Annotated in this window: 13 protein-coding genes and 1 pseudogene; 2 read left to right on the top strand and 12 right to left on the bottom strand. The window is 71.3% G+C overall.

What is annotated here, in order from left to right:
• Nucleotides 1-19: 19 nt before the first annotated feature.
• Both ACZ53K_RS17895 and ACZ53K_RS17890 read right to left on the bottom strand, forming a co-directional pair.
• Nucleotides 20-934 carry an inositol monophosphatase family protein gene (locus tag ACZ53K_RS17895; protein ID WP_468837097.1) on the bottom strand — a complete coding sequence of 305 codons (915 nt, stop codon included), beginning with the start codon at nt 932-934 and terminating at the stop codon, nt 20-22.
• Between the two features lie 103 nt (nt 935-1,037).
• Nucleotides 1,038-2,888, bottom strand: coding sequence for a gamma-glutamyltransferase family protein (locus ACZ53K_RS17890; RefSeq protein ID WP_468837094.1), 1,851 nt, complete (start codon nt 2,886-2,888; stop codon nt 1,038-1,040).
• A 178-nt stretch (nt 2,889-3,066) separates the two neighbouring features.
• Here ACZ53K_RS17890 and ACZ53K_RS17885 point away from each other — a divergent pair, with 178 nt between their 5' ends.
• Both ACZ53K_RS17885 and ACZ53K_RS17880 read left to right on the top strand, forming a co-directional pair.
• Nucleotides 3,067-3,849: an SIR2 family NAD-dependent protein deacylase gene (locus tag ACZ53K_RS17885; protein WP_468837092.1), complete on the top strand. Its 783-nt coding sequence runs from the start codon at nt 3,067-3,069 to the stop codon at nt 3,847-3,849.
• 91 nt (nt 3,850-3,940) lie between these two features.
• Nucleotides 3,941-4,996, top strand: a complete 1,056-nt coding sequence (locus ACZ53K_RS17880; RefSeq protein ID WP_468837089.1) for a lipoate--protein ligase family protein — start codon at nt 3,941-3,943, stop codon at nt 4,994-4,996.
• Between the two features lie 43 nt (nt 4,997-5,039).
• On the opposite strand, the gene ACZ53K_RS17875 is transcribed toward ACZ53K_RS17880, so the two are convergent.
• The 10 genes and pseudogenes from ACZ53K_RS17875 to ACZ53K_RS17830 form a co-directional block, all read right to left on the bottom strand.
• Nucleotides 5,040-6,092 (bottom strand): polyprenyl synthetase family protein, encoded by a 1,053-nt coding sequence (locus ACZ53K_RS17875; protein ID WP_468837086.1) that lies wholly within the window; start codon nt 6,090-6,092, stop codon nt 5,040-5,042.
• 46 nt (nt 6,093-6,138) lie between these two features.
• Nucleotides 6,139-6,891 carry an IclR family transcriptional regulator gene (locus tag ACZ53K_RS17870; protein WP_468837084.1) on the bottom strand — a complete coding sequence of 251 codons (753 nt, stop codon included), beginning with the start codon at nt 6,889-6,891 and terminating at the stop codon, nt 6,139-6,141.
• Nucleotides 6,892-7,173: 282 nt separating this feature from the next.
• Complete coding sequence (locus ACZ53K_RS17865) at nt 7,174-7,956, bottom strand: LuxR family transcriptional regulator (protein WP_468837490.1); 783 nt, start codon at nt 7,954-7,956, stop codon at nt 7,174-7,176.
• A 275-nt stretch (nt 7,957-8,231) separates the two neighbouring features.
• Entirely contained in the window at nt 8,232-8,843 is a 612-nt protein-coding gene (locus tag ACZ53K_RS17860; protein ID WP_468837081.1) for a helix-turn-helix transcriptional regulator, read from the bottom strand.
• 788 nt (nt 8,844-9,631) lie between these two features.
• The gene (locus tag ACZ53K_RS17855; protein ID WP_468837078.1) at nt 9,632-10,417 is read right to left on the bottom strand and encodes a thioesterase II family protein; all 786 of its coding nucleotides are present in this window, start codon (nt 10,415-10,417) and stop codon (nt 9,632-9,634) included.
• Nucleotides 10,418-10,700: 283 nt separating this feature from the next.
• Nucleotides 10,701-18,725, bottom strand: a pseudogene (locus tag ACZ53K_RS17850) (type I polyketide synthase); the annotation flags it as partial.
• A 52-nt stretch (nt 18,726-18,777) separates the two neighbouring features.
• A complete protein-coding gene (locus tag ACZ53K_RS17845; protein ID WP_468837075.1) occupies nt 18,778-19,659 on the bottom strand; it encodes an SDR family oxidoreductase in 882 nt (293 codons plus the stop codon).
• Nucleotides 19,660-19,723: 64 nt separating this feature from the next.
• Nucleotides 19,724-20,941: an aminotransferase class I/II-fold pyridoxal phosphate-dependent enzyme gene (locus tag ACZ53K_RS17840; RefSeq protein ID WP_468837073.1), complete on the bottom strand. Its 1,218-nt coding sequence runs from the start codon at nt 20,939-20,941 to the stop codon at nt 19,724-19,726.
• Between the two features lie 68 nt (nt 20,942-21,009).
• A complete protein-coding gene (locus ACZ53K_RS17835) occupies nt 21,010-21,588 on the bottom strand; it encodes a DUF2867 domain-containing protein (protein ID WP_468837070.1) in 579 nt (192 codons plus the stop codon).
• A gap of 92 nt (nt 21,589-21,680) precedes the next feature.
• Entirely contained in the window at nt 21,681-23,003 is a 1,323-nt protein-coding gene (locus tag ACZ53K_RS17830; protein ID WP_468837068.1) for a cytochrome P450, read from the bottom strand.
• Nucleotides 23,004-23,053 lie beyond the last annotated feature (50 nt).

Below are 23,053 nucleotides of genomic sequence, written 5' to 3'. Positions count from 1 at the left end.
CGACCCTCGCCGTTGAGGATCAGTTGGCGGCCGCCAGCAGTCCGAGGATACGCCGGGCCGTCTCCTCGTCCCGTGCCGCGGTGAACGGCAGCGCGTTGCCGCCGGCGATGCGGAACGGCTCGCCGGCGACCGTACCGCTCGCCCCGCCCGTTTCCCGGACCAGCAGCAGCCCCGCCGCGTGGTCCCAGGCGTTCTCCCAGCTGAAGGCCACCGCGTCGAGCTGACCCCGGGCGATGTGCAGATACTCCAGGCCCGCCGAGCCGCAGGGGCGCGGGGCGATGCCGTCGGTCTCCAGGGCGGCCAGCACCCGCTTCTGGTCGTCGGTGGTGAAGTCGTAGTGCGATATCGCCACCCCCAGCACCGCGCCGGCCGCCCGGGCCGCCGGGCGCAGCGGCTCGCCGTTCAGCTCGGCGCCGGCGCCGCGGCGGGCGGTGGCCATCAGGTCCAGGGCCGGTGCGTACGTCCAGGAGGCGAGCAGCTCGCCGCGCAGCGCCAGGGTGACGAGCGTGGCGAAGCCGGGGTCGCCGTGCACGAACTGCCGGGTGCCGTCGACCGGGTCGACGATCCACACCGGCGCGTCGCCGTCGAGCGCCGCCAGCACGGCGGGGTCGGCGTGCACCGCCTCCTCGCCGACCACCAGGGAGCCGGGCAGGAGGCTCGTCAGGGCGGCGGTCAGGTGCTCCTCGGCCAGCCGGTCGGCGACCGTGACCAGGTCGTGCGGACCGTTCTTCTCCAGCACCTCGTGGGCGGCGAGCTGCCGGAACCGCGGCATGATCTCGGCCGCCGCGGCCTTGCGTATGGCGTCCTCGACCGCGGCCGGGTCCAGCGCCCGCAGCACCTCGTCCGCCGAGTGCGCCGGGGAGCCGGTGGCCGCGCCCGTCTCTTCCGTCCTGTCCGTCGTGTCTCCCGAATCCATCCGAATTGCTTCGATCATGGGTCCATCGAACCACGAGCCACTGACACGGGGACTGGACAGGAGGTGAACTCCGGATGCCGGGGCCGGGCCCGGCAGGCGGCCGCCCCTGCTCCTGCCGTCCCTACCGGCCCACCGCGTACCCCTGCATCCCCCGCGGATTCGCCGCCGCCGACAGCACACCGGTCTCCGGGTCCCGCGCCACCGCGGACAGCCGCCCCTCCGACCACGGGTCGCCGACGGTCACCGCGTGTCCGCGCCGCCGCAGCTCCCCGATCACGTCCGCGCCGATACGGGACTCGACGGTGACGCTGCCCGGCCGCATGGCGCGCGGGAAGAAGGAGCCGGGGAAGGAGTCGTTGTGCCAGTTCGGGGCGTCGATGGCGCCCTGGAGGTCGAGGCCGCCGCGCACGGGAGCGCGCAGGGCCGCCGCCAGAAGGAAGTGCAACTGCCACTGGTCCTGCTGGTCGCCGCCGGGAGTGCCGAAGGCCAGCACGGGTACGCCGTCGCGCAGCGCCAGAGAGGGCGTGAGGGTGGTACGCGGACGGCGCCCGGGCGTCAGGGAGTTGGGCAGCCCCTCCTCCAGCCAGGCCATCTGCAGGCGCGTACCGAGCGGGAAGCCGAGCGCGGGCACCACCGGGTTGGACTGGAGCCAGCCGCCGGAGGGCGTCGCGGAGACCATGTTGCCCCAGCGGTCCACGATGTCGATGTGGCAAGTGTCGCCGCGGGTGGCGCCGCTCCGGTCGACCTCCGGCACGATGACGGGTGCGGCGCCTGGGGTGGCGGGCGTGGCCACGGTGGGCTCCCCCGCTCCCCGGCCCGCGGCACCCGGCACCTCGGCCGCCGCCTCCCCCGCCGCGACGGCCAGCGCGTGCTTGCTCAGCCGGGGCGTACGGCCGTCCGGGCTGCCGGGCCGCAGCTCGTACGAGGCGTGTTCGCCGATCAGCGCCCGCCGCGCCGCGTTGTACTCCTCGCTGAGCAGCGTCCCGAGCGGCACCTCGGCCGCGTCGCCGTACCAGGCCTCCCGGTCGGCCATGGCCAGCTTGCAGCCCTCGATCAGCAGATGGACGTACTCGGCGCTCCCGTACCCGGGCAACTCCGGCGGCAACAGGGCGAGCTGCTGAAGCAGCGCGGGCCCCTGTGACCAGCCGCCCGCCTTGGCCACGGTCCAGCCGTTCCAGTCGTACGTGACCGGGTCCTCGTACGTCGCGGAGAAAGCCGCGAGGTCCGCGCCCGTCAGCGTGCCGGCGTGCCGCTCGCCGGAGGTGTCCATGGCGGGGCGGGCGGCGAACGCGGCCAGCGCCTCGCCGATGAAGCCCTCGCGCCAGATCCGCCGGGCGGCGTCGATCTGCGCCTCCCGGTCCGCCGACGCGGCCTCGGACTCACTGATCAGACGGCGCCAGGTGGCCGCCAGCGGCCGGTTGCGCAGCAGCTCGCCGGGCGCGACCGGCCGCCCCTCCGGCAGGTAGATCTCGGCGGACGATATCCACTCCGTCTCGAACAGCTCCCGGACCGTCCCGACCGTCTCGCCGACCCGCTCCACGGCCGGGTGGCCGTGCTCCGCGTACCCGACGGCGTACCTCAGCACCTCGCCCGGCGTCTTGGTGCCGTGGTCACGGAGCAGCAGCATCCAGGCGTCGAACGCGCCGGGCACGGCGGCGGCGAGCGGACCGGTGCCGGGCACCAGCCCGAGCCCCAGGGAGGTGTAGTGCGCCACGCTCGCCCCGGCGGGGGCCGGTCCCTGACCGCACAGCACCCGCACCGGCCCGCCCGCGGGCGCGAGAACGATCGGCACCTCCCCCGCCGGGCCGTTCAGATGCGGCTCGACCACATGCAGCACAAAACCCGCGGCCACCGCCGCGTCGAAGGCGTTGCCACCGTCCTCCAGCACGGCCATCGCGGACTGGGACGCCAGCCAGTGCGTGGTCGCGGCCATGCCGAAGGTTCCCTGAAGGGTCGGACGGGTGGTGAACACGGTTCTCCTCGCATCGTGCGGACGGTCGCGCGGTCTCATGTCCGCCCCTCCCCCGTACGGGCCCCGGGAATGCCCCGCAGAGGGCCCTTCCTGATCACATCGGCAGCACATCGGCCCGGGGCCGCGGGCACCCCGAAACCCGCTCGCCGCCCCGTCCGCTCCTCCGTAGGCTCGCGGCATGACCGGTACCGACCCCGCCCGCCCCGCCACCCACGACTCCTCCCGGCGCCCCTTGGTGGCGATCCTCAGCGGCGCCGGCATCTCCACCGACTCGGGCATCCCCGACTACCGCGGGCCCAACGGGCTGTGGCGGCAGGACCCCGAGGCGGAGAAGCTCGTGACGTACGCGTACTACATGAACGACCCGGACATCCGGCGCCGTTCCTGGCGGATGCGGCAGGACAGCCCGGCCCTGCGCGCCCGGCCGAACGCGGCCCACGAGGCGGTCGCCCGGCTGGAGCGGTCCGGCGTACCGGTCCGGGTCATCACGCAGAACGTCGACGGGCTGCACCAGCTCGCGGGCGTACCGGACCGCAAGGTCCTGGAACTGCACGGTACGGCCCGCACCGCCGCCTGCACCCGCTGCCACGCCCGGTCGCCGATGTCCGAGGCGCTCGCCCGGGTGGCGGCGGGCGACCCGGACCCGGCGTGCGCCGTCTGCGGCGGCATCCTGAAGTCGGCGACGGTGATGTTCGGTGAGCGGCTCGACCCGCAGGTGCTCGGTACGGCGATGGGCGTGGCCAAGGCGGCCGACGTCTTCATCGCGGTGGGTACGAGCCTCCAGGTCCAGCCCGCCGCCTCGCTCGCCGGGGTGGCCGCCGAGCACGGTGCCCGGCTGGTCATCGTGAACGCCGAGCCCACCCCATACGACGAACTGGCCGCGGAAACGATTCGCACCCCCATCGGAACCGCCCTCCCGGAACTGCTCGCCAGCTTCGCCCCCGAGGGCACCGACTTCTGAACCGACCCCGCAATGGCAAAAGGCGGGCGGAATACCCTGTGCCCTGCTGCGATATCGTTGCGTCGATTACGGCGATGGAGGGCGAAGTCACATGCACGGCGAGTACAAAATCCCCGGCGGGAAGCTCGTGGTCGTGGACCTGGAAAACCAGGACGGCGTACTGCGCGACGTCCGGGTGGCAGGTGACTTCTTCCTCGAACCCGACGAGGCTCTCGCGGCCATCGACCACGCCCTGGAAGGCGCCCCCGCCGACACCGACGCGGCGGGGCTCACCGCACGCATCGAGGCGGCGCTCCCGCCCGGCACGGTGCTGTACGGCATCACGGCGGAGGGAGTCGCGGTCGCCGTGCGCCGGGCCCTGGCCCAGGCCACGGACTGGACGGACTACGACTGGCAGCTCATCCACGAGCCGCCGCAGTCCCCCGCCCTGCACATGGCCCTCGACCAGGTCATCACCGAGGAGGTCGCGGCCGGCCGCCGCGCTCCCACGCTCCGTGTCTGGGAATGGGGCGCCCCGGCCGTCATCATCGGCAGTTTCCAGTCTCTCCGCAATGAAGTGGACCCCGAGGGCGCGGCGCGCCACGGAGTCACCGTGGTGCGGCGGATTTCCGGTGGCGGAGCGATGTTCGTGGAAGCCGAGAACACCATCACCTACTCCCTTTCGGTGCCGGCCTCCCTCGTCTCCGGGCTGTCGTTCGCCGACTCCTACGCCTATCTCGACGACTGGGTTCTCAACGCGCTCGGCGACATGGGAATCAAGGCCTGGTACCAGCCTTTGAACGACATCGCCTCCAAGGAAGGCAAGATCGGCGGTGCCGCGCAGAAGCGACTCGCCGGCGGCGACGGCGCGGTGCTGCATCACGTGACGATGTCGTACGACATCGACGCCGACAAGATGCTCGACGTGTTGCGCATCGGCAAGGAAAAGATGTCCGACAAGGGCACCAAGAGCGCCAAGAAGCGCGTCGACCCCCTGCGCCGCCAGACCGGCCTGCCACGGGCCGAGGTCATCGACCGCATGCTCACCTCCTTCCGCACCCGCTACGGCCTCACGCAGGGGCATGTCACGGACGAGGAGATGGCACGCGCCGAAGAACTCGCGCTCGGCAAGTACAGCAACGAGGAATGGACCGCGCGGGTGCCGTAGGAAGCGGCGCCCGACGGGTACGGCGGTCCCCGCGCGGCAGCGCTCACGAACTGCGGCAGGCGACGTAGTCGCACAGGGAGTTCAGCACCCGCCGCGCCGGCAACGCAGGCAGACAGGCCAGCGCCTTCTTGGCCGCGGTGAGCCGTTCCTGCATGTACGCATCCGCCTGTTCGAGCGCCGGGGAGTCCTGGAACAGCTCCAGCGCTCTGCGGTGTGCCGCACGGCTGTTGAGCGGCCCGGACAGCAGCAGCTCCCGCAACTCGGCCCCCGCGGCGCTGGTGTCGGCGCGGGCCAGCAGCACGGGCAGACTGCCCACGGCGCCCAACAGGTCCTTGCCCTGCTGCTTGCCGGTGGCGTCGTCCGTCACGGTCACGTCCAGTATGTCGTCGGATATCTGGAACGCGAGCCCGAGCTGCTCACCGTACTCACGCAGCGCCTCGACATGGGGCAGCGGGGCTGCCGCCTGAAGCGCGCCGATGGTGACGGACATCGATATCAGCGCCCCTGTCTTGCCCCCGGCGACCTTGAAGTAGTGGTCCACCGGGGGCTCGTCCGGTGACGGGCCGAGCAGCTCGTACAACTGGCCGTCCACCAGACGGCTCGTCGCCTTCAGCGCGCAGCTCACGGCCTTCTCGCCCAGGTCGGCGGAGAGCCGTACGGATTTGGCCAGCAGCCAGTTGCCACCGCGCACCGCGGTCTTCTCGCCCCAGAGGGCGTTGGCGCTGGGCATACCGTGCCGGGTGGGCGCGTGGTCGAGGACGTCATCGTGGTAGAGCGAGGCGAGATGGACCAGTTCGGCGACGACCGCGGCCCGGGTCACCCCCTCCCGCCTCGGCTCCCCGAATTCGGCGCCCAGCAGCACCATCAGGGGCCGCAGCCGCTTGCCTCCGGTGGCCGCCAGATGACTGGTGAGCGCGGAGATCCTCGGGGCGAGGGCACTGTGGACACAGTCCCGCAGCTGCAACTCGGTCTGCGCGAGGCGGGCGGCCAGCGACGTTCTCAGTTCGGGCTCGATGGACAGGAACCGGCCGAGCGTCCCGGCGTCCGGGTGCTCCGGTGCCTTCGGCAACGTCTCGGCATCTCCACGCACGTTCACCAACGCCTCCTCCGTATGTCAGGTCACAGGTGAGCGGCCGGCGCTCTCACCCTGAAGCCGGCCGCAGGCCACGGCCCTGCGACGCCATGCCCAATGCGGCCGCGGCATCGGTCAGGCCAGCCCGCAGCAGCCGGTCGGGCACCCCGGGCAGCCGGGCCGGCGGCGCCGAGAGCAGCAGCGCCGCGACCACTCGGCCGCTCCCGTTGCGAACGGGCACCACGAACACCGCATGGCCCGGTACGGCGTCGTCGGTGCCGTAGGCCCAGCCCGCCCTGCGCACCAGTGCCAGTTGCTGTGCCGTGAAGCGCGCCCCGCGCAGTCCCTCACAGAGCTCCTCGGGGCTCTCCCAGGCGAGGAGCACCTGGCCGATCGGGCCGGACTTGGCGGGGCGGGCGGTACCGACCGGCAGGGTTTCGATGCCGGTGACCGGGTCCGTCGAAGAGGCCACGCACAGGTGGACACCCTTGCGGAGGTGGTGCAGTCGGGCGCTGAACGAGGAGCGTTGCTGAAGGTCCGCGAGGATGCCGTCGGCGGCGTGCAGCATCTGGTCGTGCTGGGCCTCGGCCGCGAAGCGCTCCAGGCGTGGGCCGGGGGCGTACCATCCGCGCACATCGCGGGTGAGCAGGCCCAGGCGCTCCAGGGCGACGGCCAACCGGTAGACGGTCGGCCGGGGAAGTCCGCTGTTCTTCACCAGCTCCGGGAGCCCGGCGGGCCGCTGCTCGATCAGGCCGAGGATGACGGAGACCTTGTCCAGGACACCGACGCCGCTGGCCGGGAACGGCCCGGCGGCGATGCTCACCGCCGCACACCCGGCAGATCGCCCGGGGCGGTGGCGCCCACGCCGTGCCCGCAGCGGGCGACGGTCACGGGGCACGCCAGGGCGTCTCGCCGGGACACGGCCGTCCCTGGCTGCTGTCTGCCCTGCCCGGGGAGCGGAAGTCCGACCGGTACGTGGTCCATGGAAAAATCGCTTTCTGAACTGCCTGAGTGAGGGGTGCGCGGACTGGTCTCCATCGAACTGGGCGGCACCGGCGTATGACAACGCCTGGTGCAGGAACGTGCCAACGTCCTGTTGATGCCGTTATGCCCGCGGGTCCTTTCTCGGCCCGGCAGCCGGCGGAAGCAGCCCCAGCGCGGCGGCCCGGACACCCGCCTGGAACCTCGACGAGGCGCCGAGCAGCGACATGATCTCCGCGACGTAGCGGCGGTACGTCCGCACCGAGATCTTCAGCTCCCGCGCCGCCACTTCGTCGGTGGTGCCGGCCCGCAGGGCGCCCAGTATCCGCGGCGCCAGTTCGGCCCCGGCCCAGCCTGCGAGGACGACGCGGCCCCAGGCGGGGGACGCGTTGTCCCACAGGCTCTCGTAGAGGCGGCTCAGGGTGTGCAGCACCTCCGGCACCCGGATCAGCGATGACGTCCTCCGGCCGGCCGCCGAGTCCGCGAGCACCAGGGCGACGCTGCCGTCGGCCACGTAGGTCTGCATCGGAGGCAACCGGGTCACCCTGATCGCCACCTGCGCCGAACGCTGCGCCTGTTCCCGTACCAACTCCTGGTCGAGGAAGTCGGGGACGGTCAGCAGCCGCACCGCAACGCCCTCGCCCGCGCGGTAGAGCAGCCGGCGATCCGCGTAGCCGGGCAGCGCCCGGCCCCGCTCCTGGGGGCCGGGCGGCAGGGCGTGCAGGATGTCCACGCTCGTGGTGGCCTGCGCGATCAGACTCGAAGCGGCCTCCAGGACCGTGTCGTGGCCGGCCTCCACCTCGGTGACCAGACGTTCCAGGACACCGCGGTCGCTGTGCAGGGCGACCGTCGAATCGAGAAGGGTCTTCACTTCCTGCAACATCTGTCCGATGTCGTCCTCACTCATGTCGTGCACCGGCTACTCCTCAGAGCTGTCCCATGAGCGTTGATCACGGGGGGGCGGGTGTCAGCACGCTCGGGCCCGGGTGCGGGTTCACCGATGCACCGGAAGCCGCGACGACCACAGGCTCCATCCGGTCGGCAGCTTCCAGGGGGCACCGGCCCGGTCGTCCACACCGGCGCGAGCGCGGGAAAAGAGCAAACTCCTGTTTGCTGAAGAGGCACTGCTGAGCGGGGGCGTCAGGTCGGCTGACACCCCCGCGACCGCTTCGCGAGCGGTCCTCAGCCCATCGACACAGCGGGGTGCCGCTCCTCGGGGTCGACCCGATTCTCCACGCCCTCGGTCAACCCCGGCGCGAGGATGCCGAGTTCGACCGCGCGTGCACCGGCCTCGAAGCGGGAACCGGCACCGAGTTCCCGCATGATCTCCGCGACATGGCGGCGATACGTACGCAGGGAGACGTTCATCTTCCGGGCCGCCGTCTCATCGGTGTACCCGTCCCGCAGCAGTTCGAGAATGCTGCGGGTGGTGTCCGTGCGCATGCGCGGCCCGAAGCGGAGGTGATCGGCGACACGGCGGCCGCGGGACCAGGCCGCCGCGAAGTGGAGTTCCAGCACCCGCACCGCGGCGGCGTCGTTGACGACGGTCAATTGCCCGTCAGGGGCGTCGGCGGGCGCCTGGACGAGCGCCACCGCCCCGTCCACCACGAGCAGCCGGCGCAGCTCCCCGTCGTTGACCCGCGCGTCCACCCGCTTCTGGGGCAGCTGGAGCCATGACCTCCACACCTTGTCGGTCTGTGCTCCGCGAAGTACCCGGACGGCCGGCTGGGCGGCGTTACGGGAAAGCGTCCGCAGTACGTTCTTCTCGAAGTTTCCGGGTTCCGGCAGGGCCACCGCGACAGAATGCCGGGCACCCCCGACGAGCCGCTCCAAGGCCCCCGGAAGATACGTACTGTTCTTACGTATCACCGACGGCGGACGAATCAGGCACTTCTGCTGCAGCGAGAGGGTCGACTCGATCAGCCCTCGGGCTTCGAGCAGCAGCTGCCCCAGGTATTCAGAGTCGGTTCTCTGCTGATCGGACAGGAATTTCTTCAGACATATCTTTTCCGGCGTCGGATGCACGTTTCCCCCGTATCCCCCGTTGATTTGCCGGTCTTCACTGCGCGGTTTCCGCAGTTCGGGGAGAATTGCGCCCTTCTCGGCTTCGCATTTCTTCCCGCGGCCGACTGCCGACCGCCGGGTGTACGCCCGCTGCGGCGTACACCCGGGCCGGAAGGCGCCCTGCCGGCTGCTTCCCGTCCGGGGTGTGAAGGTGCGGTTCCGCATGCGAAATGCCATGCTCCGACAGCGACTCGGACCGGCCTCGGCCGGCACTGGCGCAGGTTCCGTCCACACCTCCCCCTCCCCCGACCAGGACGTCCGGCGCAGCGCGGTGAAACGGCGCGTGCCCGAATGGATGTCATGTCCACTCATGCAGTACGCCACCGTCACGACCGGCGGCCAGACCGGCGCAACGTTCAAATTTCAACACACGCATATGTGCCAGAGTTAAAGAAACTTGCAACAGTTGAAGACCATCTCCTGCGTCAGCCTAATCCAGGGTTTGACCGGCTTCAACTGTTCTCAGGAGAATCCTGTTGCACAGTTTCACACCGTGCGGATTCCCGTCGCGGTCCGGTTCAGCGCGAGGCCACCGGCAGGGCGAAAGCGCCGAGGCAGTCCCGGACGGCCTCGGCGACCGGGCCCCACTGATCGCTGAGATAGAAGTGGCCGCCGGGGAAGAGCCGCAGCTCGAACGCGGCATGGGTGTGGTTCTTCCAGGCGCGCACCTGCTCCTCGGTGGCGTCCGGGTCCTGGTGGCCGGTCATCGCCGTGATGGGGCAGGTGAGCTCGGGACCTTCCTGGTGACGGTAGGTCTCGATCGCCCGGTAGTCGCCGCGCAGCGAGGGGAGGATCATCCGCACGATCTCCTTGTCCTCCAGGAGACTGGCCGCGGTTCCGCTCTGCCGCCGCAGTTCGTCGATCAGAGCGGCGTCGCCGTGCTGGTGCACGTTCCGCGTCCGGAAGGGCAGGCACGGCGCACGGCGGCCGGAGACGATCAGTCCCCGCGGTTCCGGTCCGCCCTGCTGCCGCATACGGCGGCCGACCTCGTAGCCGATGACCGCGCCCATGCTGTGCCCGAAGAACACCAAGGGCCGGTCCGTCCACGCCTGGATCTCCTCGTGGACGCGGTCGGCGAGTTCGCCGATGGTCGCGCACGTCGGTTCACCGCGGCGGTCCTGGCGTCCCGGGTACTGCACGGCCAGCACTTCGGCGGCGTCGCCCAGCTCGGCCGCCAGGGGGTGGTAGAACGACGCCGCACCGCCCGCGTGCGGGAAGCACACCAGGCGAACGTGCGCTTCCTCGTGCGCCGCGGGCCCAACTCCCCGTATCCACAGGCCGTCTCGGTCACCTGTCTGTACCATGAATCTGGTTCCTCTCGTTCGGGTGGCCCCGGCGGGCCCACCCCGTCTCGGTCGTTTCGGGCCGCGCCGGGTCGGCACGGGCGAGAACCGGCGCACGGTCTTCCGGCCGTCCGTCCCGCCGGACCGGCCCGCCGGTTCAGTCGGACAGGGTCCGCTGGATGAGGTCTTCGATATCCAGGCCGTCGATCTCCTCGTCCAGTGCGTCCATGACCGCCGTATCCGCGTCCGGCTTCTCGGGGGCCGGCTCGTGCCCGCCGAACAACCGGTTCATCAGGTGGCCCGCCAGCGCCGCCGGCGTCGGGTAGTTGAAAATGACCGTTGCCGGAATGTCCACGCCGGTGTCCTTCTTGACGTGGTTGCGGAATTCCACGCCGCTCAGGGAATCGAATCCGATGTCCTGAAAGGACATCCCGGCATCGAGATGGTCAGCGGACGGATATCCGAGCACCAGGGCCGCGGTGGACAGCAGCTGCTCCCGCAAGGTGTCCGTACGCTCCTCCGGCGACAGGCCGGCGAGCTGCCGCAGGAGCGTCGCCTCGCCGCTCTCCCCGGCTTTCCGGCGCCGCGGCGCGATCATGCCGCGGTACAGCGCGTGCACGGTTTCCTGCTCCCGCAGTCCCGCCCGGTCGAGCACGGCCGGCACCGCCAGTGACGTGTCCAGGCCCAACGCGGTGTCGAACAGCGCGGTTCCGGTCGCGGCGGGCACGGGCACGAACCCGGCCCGTCGGAACCGCGAGAGGTCGGCCTCGCCGAGCCCGCCCGCCATGCCCAGCTCCCACGGGCCCCAGGCCAGCGAGACCGCGCGCAGGCCCGACGCGCGGCGGTGGGCGGCCAGCGCGTCCAGGAAGGTGTTGGCGGCCGCGTAGTTCGCCTGGCCGGCCGTACCGAACGTACCGGCGACCGAGGAGTACAGGACGAACGCCGCCAGGTCCCGGTCCTTCGTCAGCTCGTGCAGGTGCCACGCGGCGTCGGCCTTCGGTTCGAAGACCCGGTCGAGCTGTGCTGCCGTCATGGTCTCCACGCTGCTGTCGTCCAGCACGCCCGCCAGGTGCACGACCGCGGTCAGCGGCGCCTGTGCCGGGATCCGCGCGAGTTCCGCGGCCAGCGCGTCACGGTCGGACACGTCACAGGCGGCCTGTACGACCTCGGCGCCTAGCCCGGTCAGCTCCTCGGCCAGTTCGTCCGCACCGGGCGCGGCCGGCCCTCGTCGGCTGAGCATCAGCAGGCGTCGCGCCCCGTGTCCGGCCACCAGGTGCCGGGCGAGCAGCGCGCCCAGTTCGCCGGTGGCGCCGGTGAGCAGCACCGTGCCTTCGCCCCAGTCCGGACACGCGGCGGTGGCTGCCGGAGCGGCGGCCAGGCGCGGCACATACGCCACCCCGCGGCGGACGGCCACCTGCGGTTCGGACAGGTCCAGCGTGTCCAGTACGGCCGACGAGGCCTCGTCGCCGTCGATGTCCACCAGGACGAACCGGTCCGGGTGCTCGGCCTGTACGGACCGCATGAGGCCCCACACCGGTGCGAGCGCCAGGTCGGGCGTCTCGTCCTCGCCGACCGCGACCGCGCCGCGGGTGACGATCACCCGCCGGGTGCCGTCCCCGAGCCATGTCCGCGCCCGGCCGAGCAGCTCGTGCGCGGTGGCCCGGGCCGACGCGGGCAGGTCCGCGCCCGCGCTCGCCGTCACCCGGGTGACCTCGGCGTCAGCCGGACGGGTGCCGGTCGCGTCCGCCAGTGGCGTCCAGTCCAGGGTGAACAGGGAGTCCGCCGCCACGGCCGCGGCCATCTGATCCGCCGAAGCGGGCATCAGGGTCAGTGACTCGACGGACAGGACCGGCTCGCCGTCGGGCCCGGAGAGGTGCAGCGACACCTCGTTCGCGCCGATCCGGGCGGCCCTGACCCGGAGGTCCGGGCCGCCCGGTGCGTGGAACGACACTCCGGACCAGGCGTAGGGCAGCAGCGTCTGCTGTCGGTCCGGACCGGTGAGGAGCGCGAGGGCCGGGTGCAGCGCCGCGTCGAACAGGGCGGGATGCACGGCGAATCCGGACCGGGCGTGCGGTACGTCGTCGGGGAGCCGGATCTCGCCATACGCCTCGTCATCGGAACGCCACAGACCTCGCACCCCCTGGAAGGCGGCTCCGTACCCGTACCCGAGGTCCGCGAGGCCCGCGTAGAGGTCCTCCGGCCCGACCGGTTCGGTCGCCGGCGGCGGCCAGGCGTCCGTCGCGGCCTTCGGTGCGGGAACCGGATCGGCCGCGAGGACACCGATGGCGTGCCGGGTCCATGACCGGGTCCCGGCCGCCCGCGAGTGGATCCCGATCTCCCGCCGGCCCGTGTCGTCCGCGGCGCCGACGGTGATCTGCAGCTCAACGGCGTTGCCGGTCAGCGTCAGCGGTGCCTGCAGGGTGAGTTCCTCGATCCGGCGGCACCCGGCCGCGTCCCTGGCCTGCTCGGCCATTTCGACATAGGCCGTCCCGGGGAACACCGCGCCGCCGAAGATGCGGTGGTCGGCCAGCCATGTGCCGGTGGCCGGTGCGAGATGTCCGCTCAGGACGATCTGGTCGCCGACGGCGACATCGGTGCCTGCCGCGAGGAACGGGTGGTCGATCGCGATGAGTCCGGCACCGGCGATGTCGCCTCGCGGCGGCTTCGGCCGCACCCAGTACCGCTGCCGTTCGAAGGCGTAGGTGGGCAGGTCGGTCTGCCGCCCGGTGGCGCCGACTGCCGCGAGGTAGGCGGGCCAGTCCACCTCGACGCCCGCGACGTGCAGACGGCCGAGCGCCTCGGCCAGCGAGCGGGGCTCCGGACGCGACGTACGGACCATCGGCACCGCGGCCACCTCCGGCGCGACCTCCGCCAGGGTCTCCTGCGCCATGGCGGACAGCACGCCGCCCGGTCCGGCTTCGACGAACACCCCGGCTCCGGCCGCCACCGCGGCGCGCACGCCGTCGGCGAAGCGCACCGCCGCACGCACGTGGCGCACCCAGTATTCCGGCTGCGTCAGCTCACCGTCCGACAGGGCTCCCGTCACGTTCGAGACGACGGGCATACGGGGTGCGGCGTACGACACCGACCGCGCCACCTTCTCGAACTCCGCCAGCATCGGCTCCATGAGCGGTGAGTGGAAGGCGTGCGAGACCCGAAGGCGCCGGGTCTTGTGCCCGGCGTCGGCGAACTTCGCCCCGATGTCCAGGACCGTGGCCTCGGCACCCGAGATCACCGTGGCGAGCGGGCCGTTCACCGCGGCGATGCAGGCGGACTCCCCGTGGCCTTCGAGCGCCTCGCGGACCTCGTCCTCGTGCGCCTGGACGGCCACCATGGCCCCGCCCCGGGGCAGCGCCTGCATCAGCCGGCCGCGGGCGGCCACCAGCCGCGCCGCGTCGGCGAGGTCGAACACACCCGCCACGTGGGCCGCCGCCAGCTCGCCGATCGAATGTCCGATCAGGACGGCCGGGGTGATCCCGAACGCCTCCAGCAACCGGAACGCCGCCACCTCGAAGACGAACAGCGCCGGCTGGGTGAACGCGGTCTCGTCGAGCAGTGCGGCCAGGTCCGAGCCGGGCTCGGCACCCACCACCTCGTCGATCGGATGATCCAGCAGCGGCGTGAAAGCGGCGCACGCCTCGTTCCATGCCGCGGCGAACACCGGGAACCGCCGCACCAACTCCCGGCTCATGCCGAGACGCTGGCTCCCCTGCCCGGAGAACAGGACGCCGACCTCCGGCACCCCATTGGCGGCACCGGTGATCAGGCCTGCCGCGCGCTGCCCGGCCGCCAGCGCGTCCAGTCCGGACAGCAGCTCCGCCCGGTCGGTGCCGAGCACGACCGCGCGGCGATCCAGGGCCGCGCGGCCGGTGACCAGGGTCGTGGCGATGTCGGCGACGGGGGGCGCCTGATCGTGGGAGACCGCGTCCCGCAGTCGTTCCGCCTGCGCTGTCAGGGCCGGGGCCGTACGTGCCGAGACGAGCCAGGGCACGGTGTGGGCAGGCGTGATGACGGCATCGGTCGTCTCACCGGCGTCCGCCTGCTCTCCGGCGTTCCCCTGCTCTCCGGCGTTCCCCTGCTCGATGATCACGTGCGCGTTGGTGCCACTGATCCCGAAGGAGGAGACGCCCGCCCGCCGGGGCCGGTCCGCCTCCGGCCAGGCGCGCTGCTCACGCAGCAGTTGCACCGCGCCGGCGGACCAGTCGACGTGCGGCGTCGGTGAGCCGGCGTGCAGTGTCCGGGGCAGCTCGCCGTGCCGCATCGCCATGACCATCTTGATGACGCCGGCCACCCCCGCGGCGGCCTGGGTGTGCCCGATGTTCGTCTTGAGCGACCCCAGCCACAGCGGCTCCGGCCGTTCCTTCCCGTAGGTCGCCAGCAGCGCCTGCGCCTCGATCGGATCGCCGAGCCGGGTGCCGGTGCCGTGTGCCTCGACCGCGTCGACATCGGTGGCGGACAGACCGGCGTTCGCCAGCGCCTGCCGGATCACCCGCTCCTGCGCGGGGCCGTTGGGCGCGGTGAGGCCGTTGCTCTCGCCGTCCTGGTTGACCGCGCTGCCCCGCAGCACGGCCAGCACCCGGTGGCCGTTGCGCCGTGCGTCGGACAGCCGTTCCAGCACCAGGACACCGACGCCCTCGGACCAGCCGGTGCCGTCGGCGGAATCGGCGAACGCCTTGCACCGGCCGTCTCCGGCGAGCCCGCCCTGCCGGGAGAACTCGACGAACATGCCGGGTGTCGACATGACCGTCACGCCGCCGGCCAGCGCGAGAGAGCTCTCGCCCGACCGCAGGGACTGCTCCGCCATGTGCAGGGCGACCAGGGACGACGAACACGCGGTGTCCACGGTCACGGCCGGGCCCTCCAGGCCGAGGGTGTAGGCGAGGCGGCCGGAGAGCACACTGGCCGCGCCTCCGGTCAGGGCATGTCCGGCCAGGTCCTCGGGCACCTCGGACAGGCGTGGCAGGTAGTCCTGGCTCATGGCGCCCAGGAACACACCGGTCCGGCTCCGGCGCAGCGCGGCTGGGTCCTGCCCGGCGCGTTCCAGCGCCTCCCAGGCCACCTCCAGCACCAGCCGCTGCTGCGGGTCCATGGACAGCGCCTCGCGCGGGCTGATGCGGAAGAAAGCCGCGTCGAAGTCGCCGGCGTCGTGCAGGAATCCGCCGGCGCGGGCGTAGTCCGCGTCGGACGTGGGCCATCCCCGGTCGTCCGGGAAGGGCGTGATCGCGTCGACGCCGTCGGCCACCAGTCGCCAGAGGTCCTCCGGGGACGCCACGCCCCCGGGGTACCGGCAGCCCATGCCGATGATCGCGATCGGATCGCCGGAGGCCGCGGGTCCGGCGGCCTCGGTCTCGCGGTCCTGCGGGGCTGCGTCGGACAGCTGGTCGCGCAGGTGACGTACCACCGCGCCCGGGGTCGGGTGGTCGAATATCAGCGAGGCCGGCAGCCGCGTCCCGGCCGCTCTGCTCAGCCGGTTGCTCAGCTCCGCCGCCGTCACCGAGTCGAAGCCGATGTCCTTGAACGTACTGTCGAGATGGACGGAGGCGGCGTCGGCCAGTCCGAGCACGGCCGCCGTGTGGGAGCGGACCAACGTTCGCAGGCTCTGGTCGGTGAGCCGGTCGGGGGCCACCGCCACCGGCTCCGCCGACGCGAGCGCCTTCGGCGTCTCCGACGGCAGGGGTACGGAGGACTCGACGGGCTGTCCGGTGACCCAGAAGGTCTCCCGCTGGAACGCGTAGGTGGGGAGCGGAACGCGTCCGGCGCCTTCGAACAGCGGCCGCCAGTCCACCGCGACACCCTGGGTGTACAGCTCGGCCATCGACCGCAGCAGGCGTCGCGGCTGGTCCTCGTGCCGGCGCAGAGTGCCCTGTGCCAGCACGCCGGGCACGGTCTTCTCGATGGACGTGGTCAGCACCGGCTGCGGACTGACCTCCAGGAACACGCTGTGTCCCGCGTCGGCCAGTGCCGCGATGGTGTCGGCGAACCGCACCGGCTCACGGAGGTTGCGGTACCAGTACTCGGCATCCAGACCGGCGACGTCCATCCGGCCGGCCGTCACCGTGGAGAAGAACGCCACCCCGCTGTCGGTCGTCGCGATGTCCCGAGCGCTTTCGAGTATCTCGTCCCGGATCGACTCCACCTGCGCGGAGTGCGACGCGTAGTCGATCGGGATCACCTTGGAACGGATGCCGCGGGACTCGCAGTCGGCCTTGACCTCACGTACCGCCGCTATCTCACCCGAGATCACCACGGCGTCGGGACCGTTGACCGCGCCGATCGAGACCCCGTCCCGTCCCGCGATCTCCTGTGCCATCTCCGCGGCGGGCATGGCCAGCGACACCATCATCCCGCGGCCGGAGATCCCCGCGTTGATGGCCTGGCTGCGGCGGGTCGCCAGCCGCAGCCCGTCGGCAAGGGAGATGATGCCCGCGGCGCACGCGGCGGCGGCCTCGCCCTGGGAGTGGCCCACGACGGCGTCGGGCACCAGGCCGGCCGACCGCCAGACCTCGGCCAGCGACATCATCACTGCGAACAGCGCGGGCTGCACCACGTCCATCCGCTCCAGCGCGGCCTCGTCGCCCAGTACGTCCCGCAGCGACCAGTCGACCATGCCGTCGAGCAGCCGCTCGCACTCGGTCATCCGGGCCGCGAATACGGGCGAGGAGTCCCACAGTTCCAGGGCCATGCCCACCCAGTGGGCGCCCTGTCCGGGAAAGACCCACACGACACCGGTTCTGGGGGTGACCGAGCCCTCCACCACGGTCCCCGCCGGATCGCCGGCCGCCAACGCAGCCAGGCCGTCCAGCAGTTCGGTGCGGTCCGCGGCCACGACGACACCCCGGTCGGAGTGCGCCGACCGCGTGGTGACGGTGGAGTGGCCGACATCCGCCGGGTGCAGGTCCGCGTCGGCAGCCACCCGGTCCCGCAGCCGTCGGGCCTGGTCCCGCAATGCTTGCGGGGTCTTGCCGGAGAGCACGACCGGGACCGGGCGGGAACGGTGTGCCACGGGTGCCGTTCCGGGTGCGGCGGGTACGGGTGCGGGTGCGACGACGAAATGGCAGTTGGTGCCGCCCACCCCGAAGGAGCTGACGCCCGCGATTCCCGGGTTGCCGTCCGGGCCGTCCGGCCAGGGCCCGGCGCCGGTGTTGACTTCGAGGTTCCACTCCTCCAGGGGGATCGCCGGGTTCGGCTCCGCGAAGTTCAGGCTCGCCGGAAGTACGCCGTGTTTGAGCGACAACGCGACCTTGATCAGCCCGACGACTCCTGCCGCGGCGTCGAGATGGCCGATGTTCGTCTTCACGGACCCGACGAGCAGCGGCTGCCCGGGGCCCCGGACCCGGCCGAGCACCGCCCCCAGCGCACTCGCCTCGACCGGGTCGCCCACCCGCGTCCCGGTGCCGTGCAGTTCGACGTACCGCACCTGCCCGGGATCGACGCCGGCCCTGGCGTACGCCTGCCGCAGCAGCGCCTGCTGCGCCTGACTGCTCGGCACGGTGAGGGCCTGATCGTCGCCGTCGTGGTTCACCGCGCCGCCGAGCAGCACACAGCTGACCGGGTCGCCGTCGGCGACCGCGTCCGCGAGCCGTTTGAGGACCACCACGCCCGCACCCTCGCCACGGACGAAGCCGTTGGCGCGGGCGTCGAACGTGTGGCTGCGGCCGTCGGGGGAGAGCGCGCCCGCCCGGGCGAAGGCCAGGGTGCTCTCCGGCACCAGGTTCAGGTGCGCGCCGCCGGCCAGTGCCAGCCGGGTCGCGCCCGACAGCAGGCTCTCGCACGCCAGGTGCACGGCGACCAGTGAGGACGACTGGCCGGTGTCCACGGCGAGGCTGGGGCCGTGGAAACCGAACGTGTGGGAGACCCGGTTGGCGATCAGCCCTCGGCTCAGCCCGGCCAGGGAGTGGTGGGACACCGCTTCGGCTCCGTACCGCTGCACCAGCGCCGCGTAATCGTCGCCCGCGGCACCGAAGAAGACCGCGGTGTCGCTGCCGCGCAGGTCCTCCGGCACCAGGCCGGCGTCTTCCAGCGCCTCCCAGCCGAGCTCCAGGGCCAGCCGCTGGCGCGGGTCCGTGGCCACGGCCTCGCGCGGGGAGATTCCGAAGAACGCGGCATCGAAGTCGGCCACCCGGTCGAGGAAGCCGCCCTTGCGGTACGGCGCCAGGTCGGGGACGTCGTACCACCGGTGGGCGGGAGCGTCGGTGATGGCGTCCCTCCCGTCGCGCAGCAGCCGCCAGAAGTCCTGGACGTCGGCGGCCCCCGGGACCCGGCACGCCATACCGACCACGGCGATGGCGTGTTCCCCCTCGCCACCGGGCCTTCGCTTGCCCTGATTCACGTTTCCTCAGTCTCCTATCCCGTACAACGGGCAATCGCCACGAATGGAACTCTTACGGTCCGGGTACTTCGCGCGTGGGTGCGTATCCGGCGGGCCGGTCACGCTGTACCTTCCGGACCGTGCGGTCGACGAACCAGTCGAGCGCGCCGGGGAATATCACGGAGAAGGCCGCGCCCATCCGGTTCACCGCGCCGGGCACCATCCGTGTCTTGCGTCGTTCGATGAGGCGGATGATTCCGGCCGCCACCTGCTCGGCCGGCATCAGCTTCATGGCTTTGGAGAATTCCTTGGTCTCGATCGGCAGCCGCGGCCGTTCGTAGGCGTAGTGCGGTGTGTCCACATCGGGCGGGCACATGTATCCGATGTGCAGGCCGTACGGTTTCAGTTCGCCGCGCATGGCCTCCAGCAGGCCGCGCACGGCGAACTTCGCCGGGCTGACGGCCGTGTAGCCGAAGGTGCCGGCCATGCCGACGACCGCGGATACGCCGATGATGGTGCCGCGCCGGCGTTCGATCATCGACGGCGCGACGGCCCGGATGGGCCACAGCGTGCCGAAGTAATCGGTCTCCATGACGTCGCGGAAAGCTCCGTCCGGCAGTTCCCGGAAATAGCCGGCTTCGGTGATGCCCGCCGAGGTGATCAGGATGTCGCAGGGCCCCTGCTCGGCGGTCAGCTCCGCGATCGCCTTCTCCACCGCGTCCTGGTCGGTCACGTCCGCCACGGCCGTGGCCACCCGGGCGCCGCCCTTCCTGAGCTGCGCCGCGGCCTCGTCCAGCCGGGTGGCGGTGCGCGCCAGCAGCGAGACGCGCACCCCCTTGCCGGCCAGCAACCTGGCCGTGGCCAGGCCGATCCCGCTGGAACCGCCGGTCACGATGGCGTGCGTCCCTGGACCGATCGGTCCGGCGGCCGCTCCCCCAGCCTTGTTCCCATTCATACGTTCAGACCTCTTTCAGCCCAGTGAGCACGCGCGTTGGTCGGTGTGTCGGACCCGGCGGCGGTTAGAACAGGTTCTTTTCCCGCAGCTTCTTCGACACCTCGATGAAGTGGTCGAGCTGCTCGTCGGTGTGTGAGGCGTTGAGGATGATGCGCAGTACGGCCTGACCACGCCGGGCGGCGGGGTACACGTACGGAGGGACCCGGATGTCGTTCTCCAGGAACGCGCCGAAAAGCCTGAGGCACTTGTGCTCGTCACCGACGACGAGCGAGGTGAAGCAGGTCTCGGTGTCCGTGATCGGCAGCTCCTCGTCGATCAGCCGCTTGCGGAAGTCGGCGACCTTCGCGAGGTAGTTGTCGACGATCTCGGGCTCCTTTTCGGTGAGGAGCCTGGTGATGTAGGCCGTGCCTGCCGCGGCCGGGGCCAGCACTCCGGCGGTGAACGCGCTGGCTCCCGAGAGCAGTTCGAAGGCCACGATGGCGTCCCGGGGCCCCGCGATCAGGCCGCCTTCGAGGCCGACGGCCTTCTTCAGGGAGACCATGATGAAGGTGGACCGGAGCAGCCCCTGGTACTCCTGGTGGAATTTGCGGTGCGAAGGGCCGTAGACCAGGAAGCCGTTCGCGTCGTCGGCGTAGGACAGGGCTCCGTACTTCTCGCAGACGTCGACGATCTCGTGCATCGGCGCGACCACTCCGTCGATCGAGTACACCGACTCGAACACGACGACCACGCGCTTGCCCTGGAGCTTCTTGAGGATGGCTTCGAGGCTCTCGACCGAGTTGTGCTCGAACGAGAACAGCCGCTCGCCGAACTTCAGGCTCTCCGCGGACTTCCACAGCGACCAGTGCGCGTCCCGGTCGAATACGAAGACCACGTCCCGATTCACCATCGAGAGGCCCTTCATGAGCGACTGCGTGCCCGCCATCGCGCTCATGAATCCGATGTTCGCGAGCGTTCCGGTCGCGAAGCTGATCGCGGCTTCCTTCTGGAGGTAGCCCGCGATGGTCCGCTCCATGTCCACGTGCGCGGGCGTGACGCCCTGAAGAATGCGGCTGCCGCCGGTGGCGAGGCCGTACTGCTTCGTGGCGTCCAGGAGGATCTGCATCACGTCCTCGCGGCGCTGGAGGTCCAGGAAGTTCACCGACGCGAGATTGGTGATCATACGGTCGGTGCCGTGCACCGGCCCGGGAATCACGCCGGACACCGGCGGTTCGGCCATGCCGGCCGCCCGGATGCCGTCGGCGAACTTCTCGAAATTCCAGCCTGGCGTGGAGGTCGTCACTGGTGAATCCCCGTTTCTTCTCGTTGCGTTACGGATGTGTCGTGGCGGCGGTTTCACGTGCCGGCCGGTCAGGTGTATTGCGGCCAGTTCCCGCCGATCGCCCGGATCAGCTGGGGGTAGACGAGTACGCGCCGAACGGGCTTTCCGGTGATCCGGTAGGCCTCGCCCAGCAGCCCGTTGGGCTTCCACAGCGATGCCATCTGGGCGTGGTACGTGCCCGTTCCGTCCGGTACCCAGCCGATGTGCATCAGGGTGTGCACGGTCCGGTTGGCCAGCTCGGCCACGTACTCGGTGTCCGTCTGGTAGACCGCGGTGAACGGGACCGAGGCGAAGTCCGGGCCGCGCGGCCCGGCGCGGAGATCATCGGGGAGCCGGTCCCTGATGGTCCCCACGCGGTTCCCCAGGCCCTCGCTCTCCCGGTCCCAGCCGAAGATCCGGCCGAGCGCCCAGCGGGCCCTGAACAGGTTCCGGATGACGAATCCCGAGTTCTCCTCGTCATCGCCCGCCGTGAACCCTCTTACAAATCTTTCGAGTTCGTGTGGCCCGCCGGGTGTCGGCAGTGCCCACACGTCCTCCACCTTGAAGTCCTGGGCGAACTCGTGGATACGCCAGGGCCTCTCGGTGTACTCGGCGTTCGGAATCCTCATCCGGTGTGTTTCACTCTTCCGAAATCGCTGAATGGACTCATGGATACGAGACGGCAGCCGAGGCGGCAGGCCCCCGCGCCGCGCCGGCCTTTCTAGCCACCGGCCTCCGCCACCTGCCGGACCCGGTGCGTCCGGGGCCGCAGCTCCAGGCGGGCACCGCGCTTCGGCGTCATGGTGACGGAACGGCCGGTCGGCGCCTCCGGTGTCATGTCCGACCGGTGCAGGTCGCAGGTGGTCAGCAGTTCGCGGAGCACCTCCTTCATCTCCACGATCGCGATCCGGTCGCCGAGGCAGCGGACGCGGCCGCCGCCGAACGGAATCCAGGTGGAGGTGCTGGGCTTGACGCCGAGGAACCGCTCGGGGCGGAACTCGTAGGGGGCCGGGTAGACCTTCGGGTCGTGGTGCACCAGGTAGGCGCTCGCCCAGACCATGCTGCCCGGCTCGTAGCGCACCCCGCCGATCTCGATCGGCTTGACGACCTCACGGGGGATGATGTGCGGGTTCGGCGGGCAGCGGCGCAGCGCCTCGTAGACCGTGGCCGTGAGGTACTCGTCGCCGGCCCCCTCGTCGATCTCGGCGAGCAGCCGCTCGAACACGGCCGGTTCGCGGGTCAGATGCTCCAGCGACCAGCAGATGGCCGCGGCGGTCGTCTCGGTGCCCGCCACGAACATGGTCATGATCTCGTCCCGCAGCTCGACGGCGCTGAGCGACGAGCCGTCCTCATTGGTCATCCCGAGCATCATGGCGAGCATGTCGTCACCGGGCTCGCCCGATTCCACCCGCTCGGCGATCGCCTGGGCCAGCAGCTCGTCGCAGCGGTCCCGCTGCTTGAAGAAGCGGTCCAGGCCCAGCGGCCGGAACGCCCTGAGCAGCTTGACGCCGAACGGCGACATCTCGTGCGTCTCGATCATCGTCGCGACGCTCGAATTCAGCTTCAGCATGTCCCAGATGACCTTGAACAGCTCGTTCCAGCAGGTCGGGACGTGCTTGCCGAAGACGACCTCCCTGATCACCTGGATCGTGAACATGTGCACGTACGGGCGCAGGGCCACGGCCCGGTTGCGCGGCCAGCGCGCCACGGCCTCCCTGGCCATCTCCCGGACCGCTTCCTCGGTCCGCTGGTGGGCGCTGCCCCGTACCGACGGCATGATCTGCTTGCGCCGGGTGAGGTGCTCCTTCTCGTCCAGCCACGCCAGTCCCGTCTGGCCGAAGAACTTCTCCAGCGAGGCGCTGCCCCGCCCGGTGTGCAGGACATCGCTCGGCGCGAGGAACATCTGCTTGACGTCCTCGGGGTCCGACAGCACGTAGAGCTTGTAGCCGGGGAAGACCTTCAGCTCGAACTGCTTTCCGTACTTGCGGCGGCAGTCCATCATGTACTCGCCGGGCCGGCGGAACAGCTGCACGTACTGCATCATCGTGGTCGTCCTGGGGCCCCGGATGCTTGATGCGGGGACGGCAGGCCGCT

Source organism: Streptomyces sp. NPDC033221, from assembly GCF_055577005.1.
Note: the sequence above shows the minus strand (reverse complement) of the source record. Positions and strands in the feature narration are given on the sequence as shown.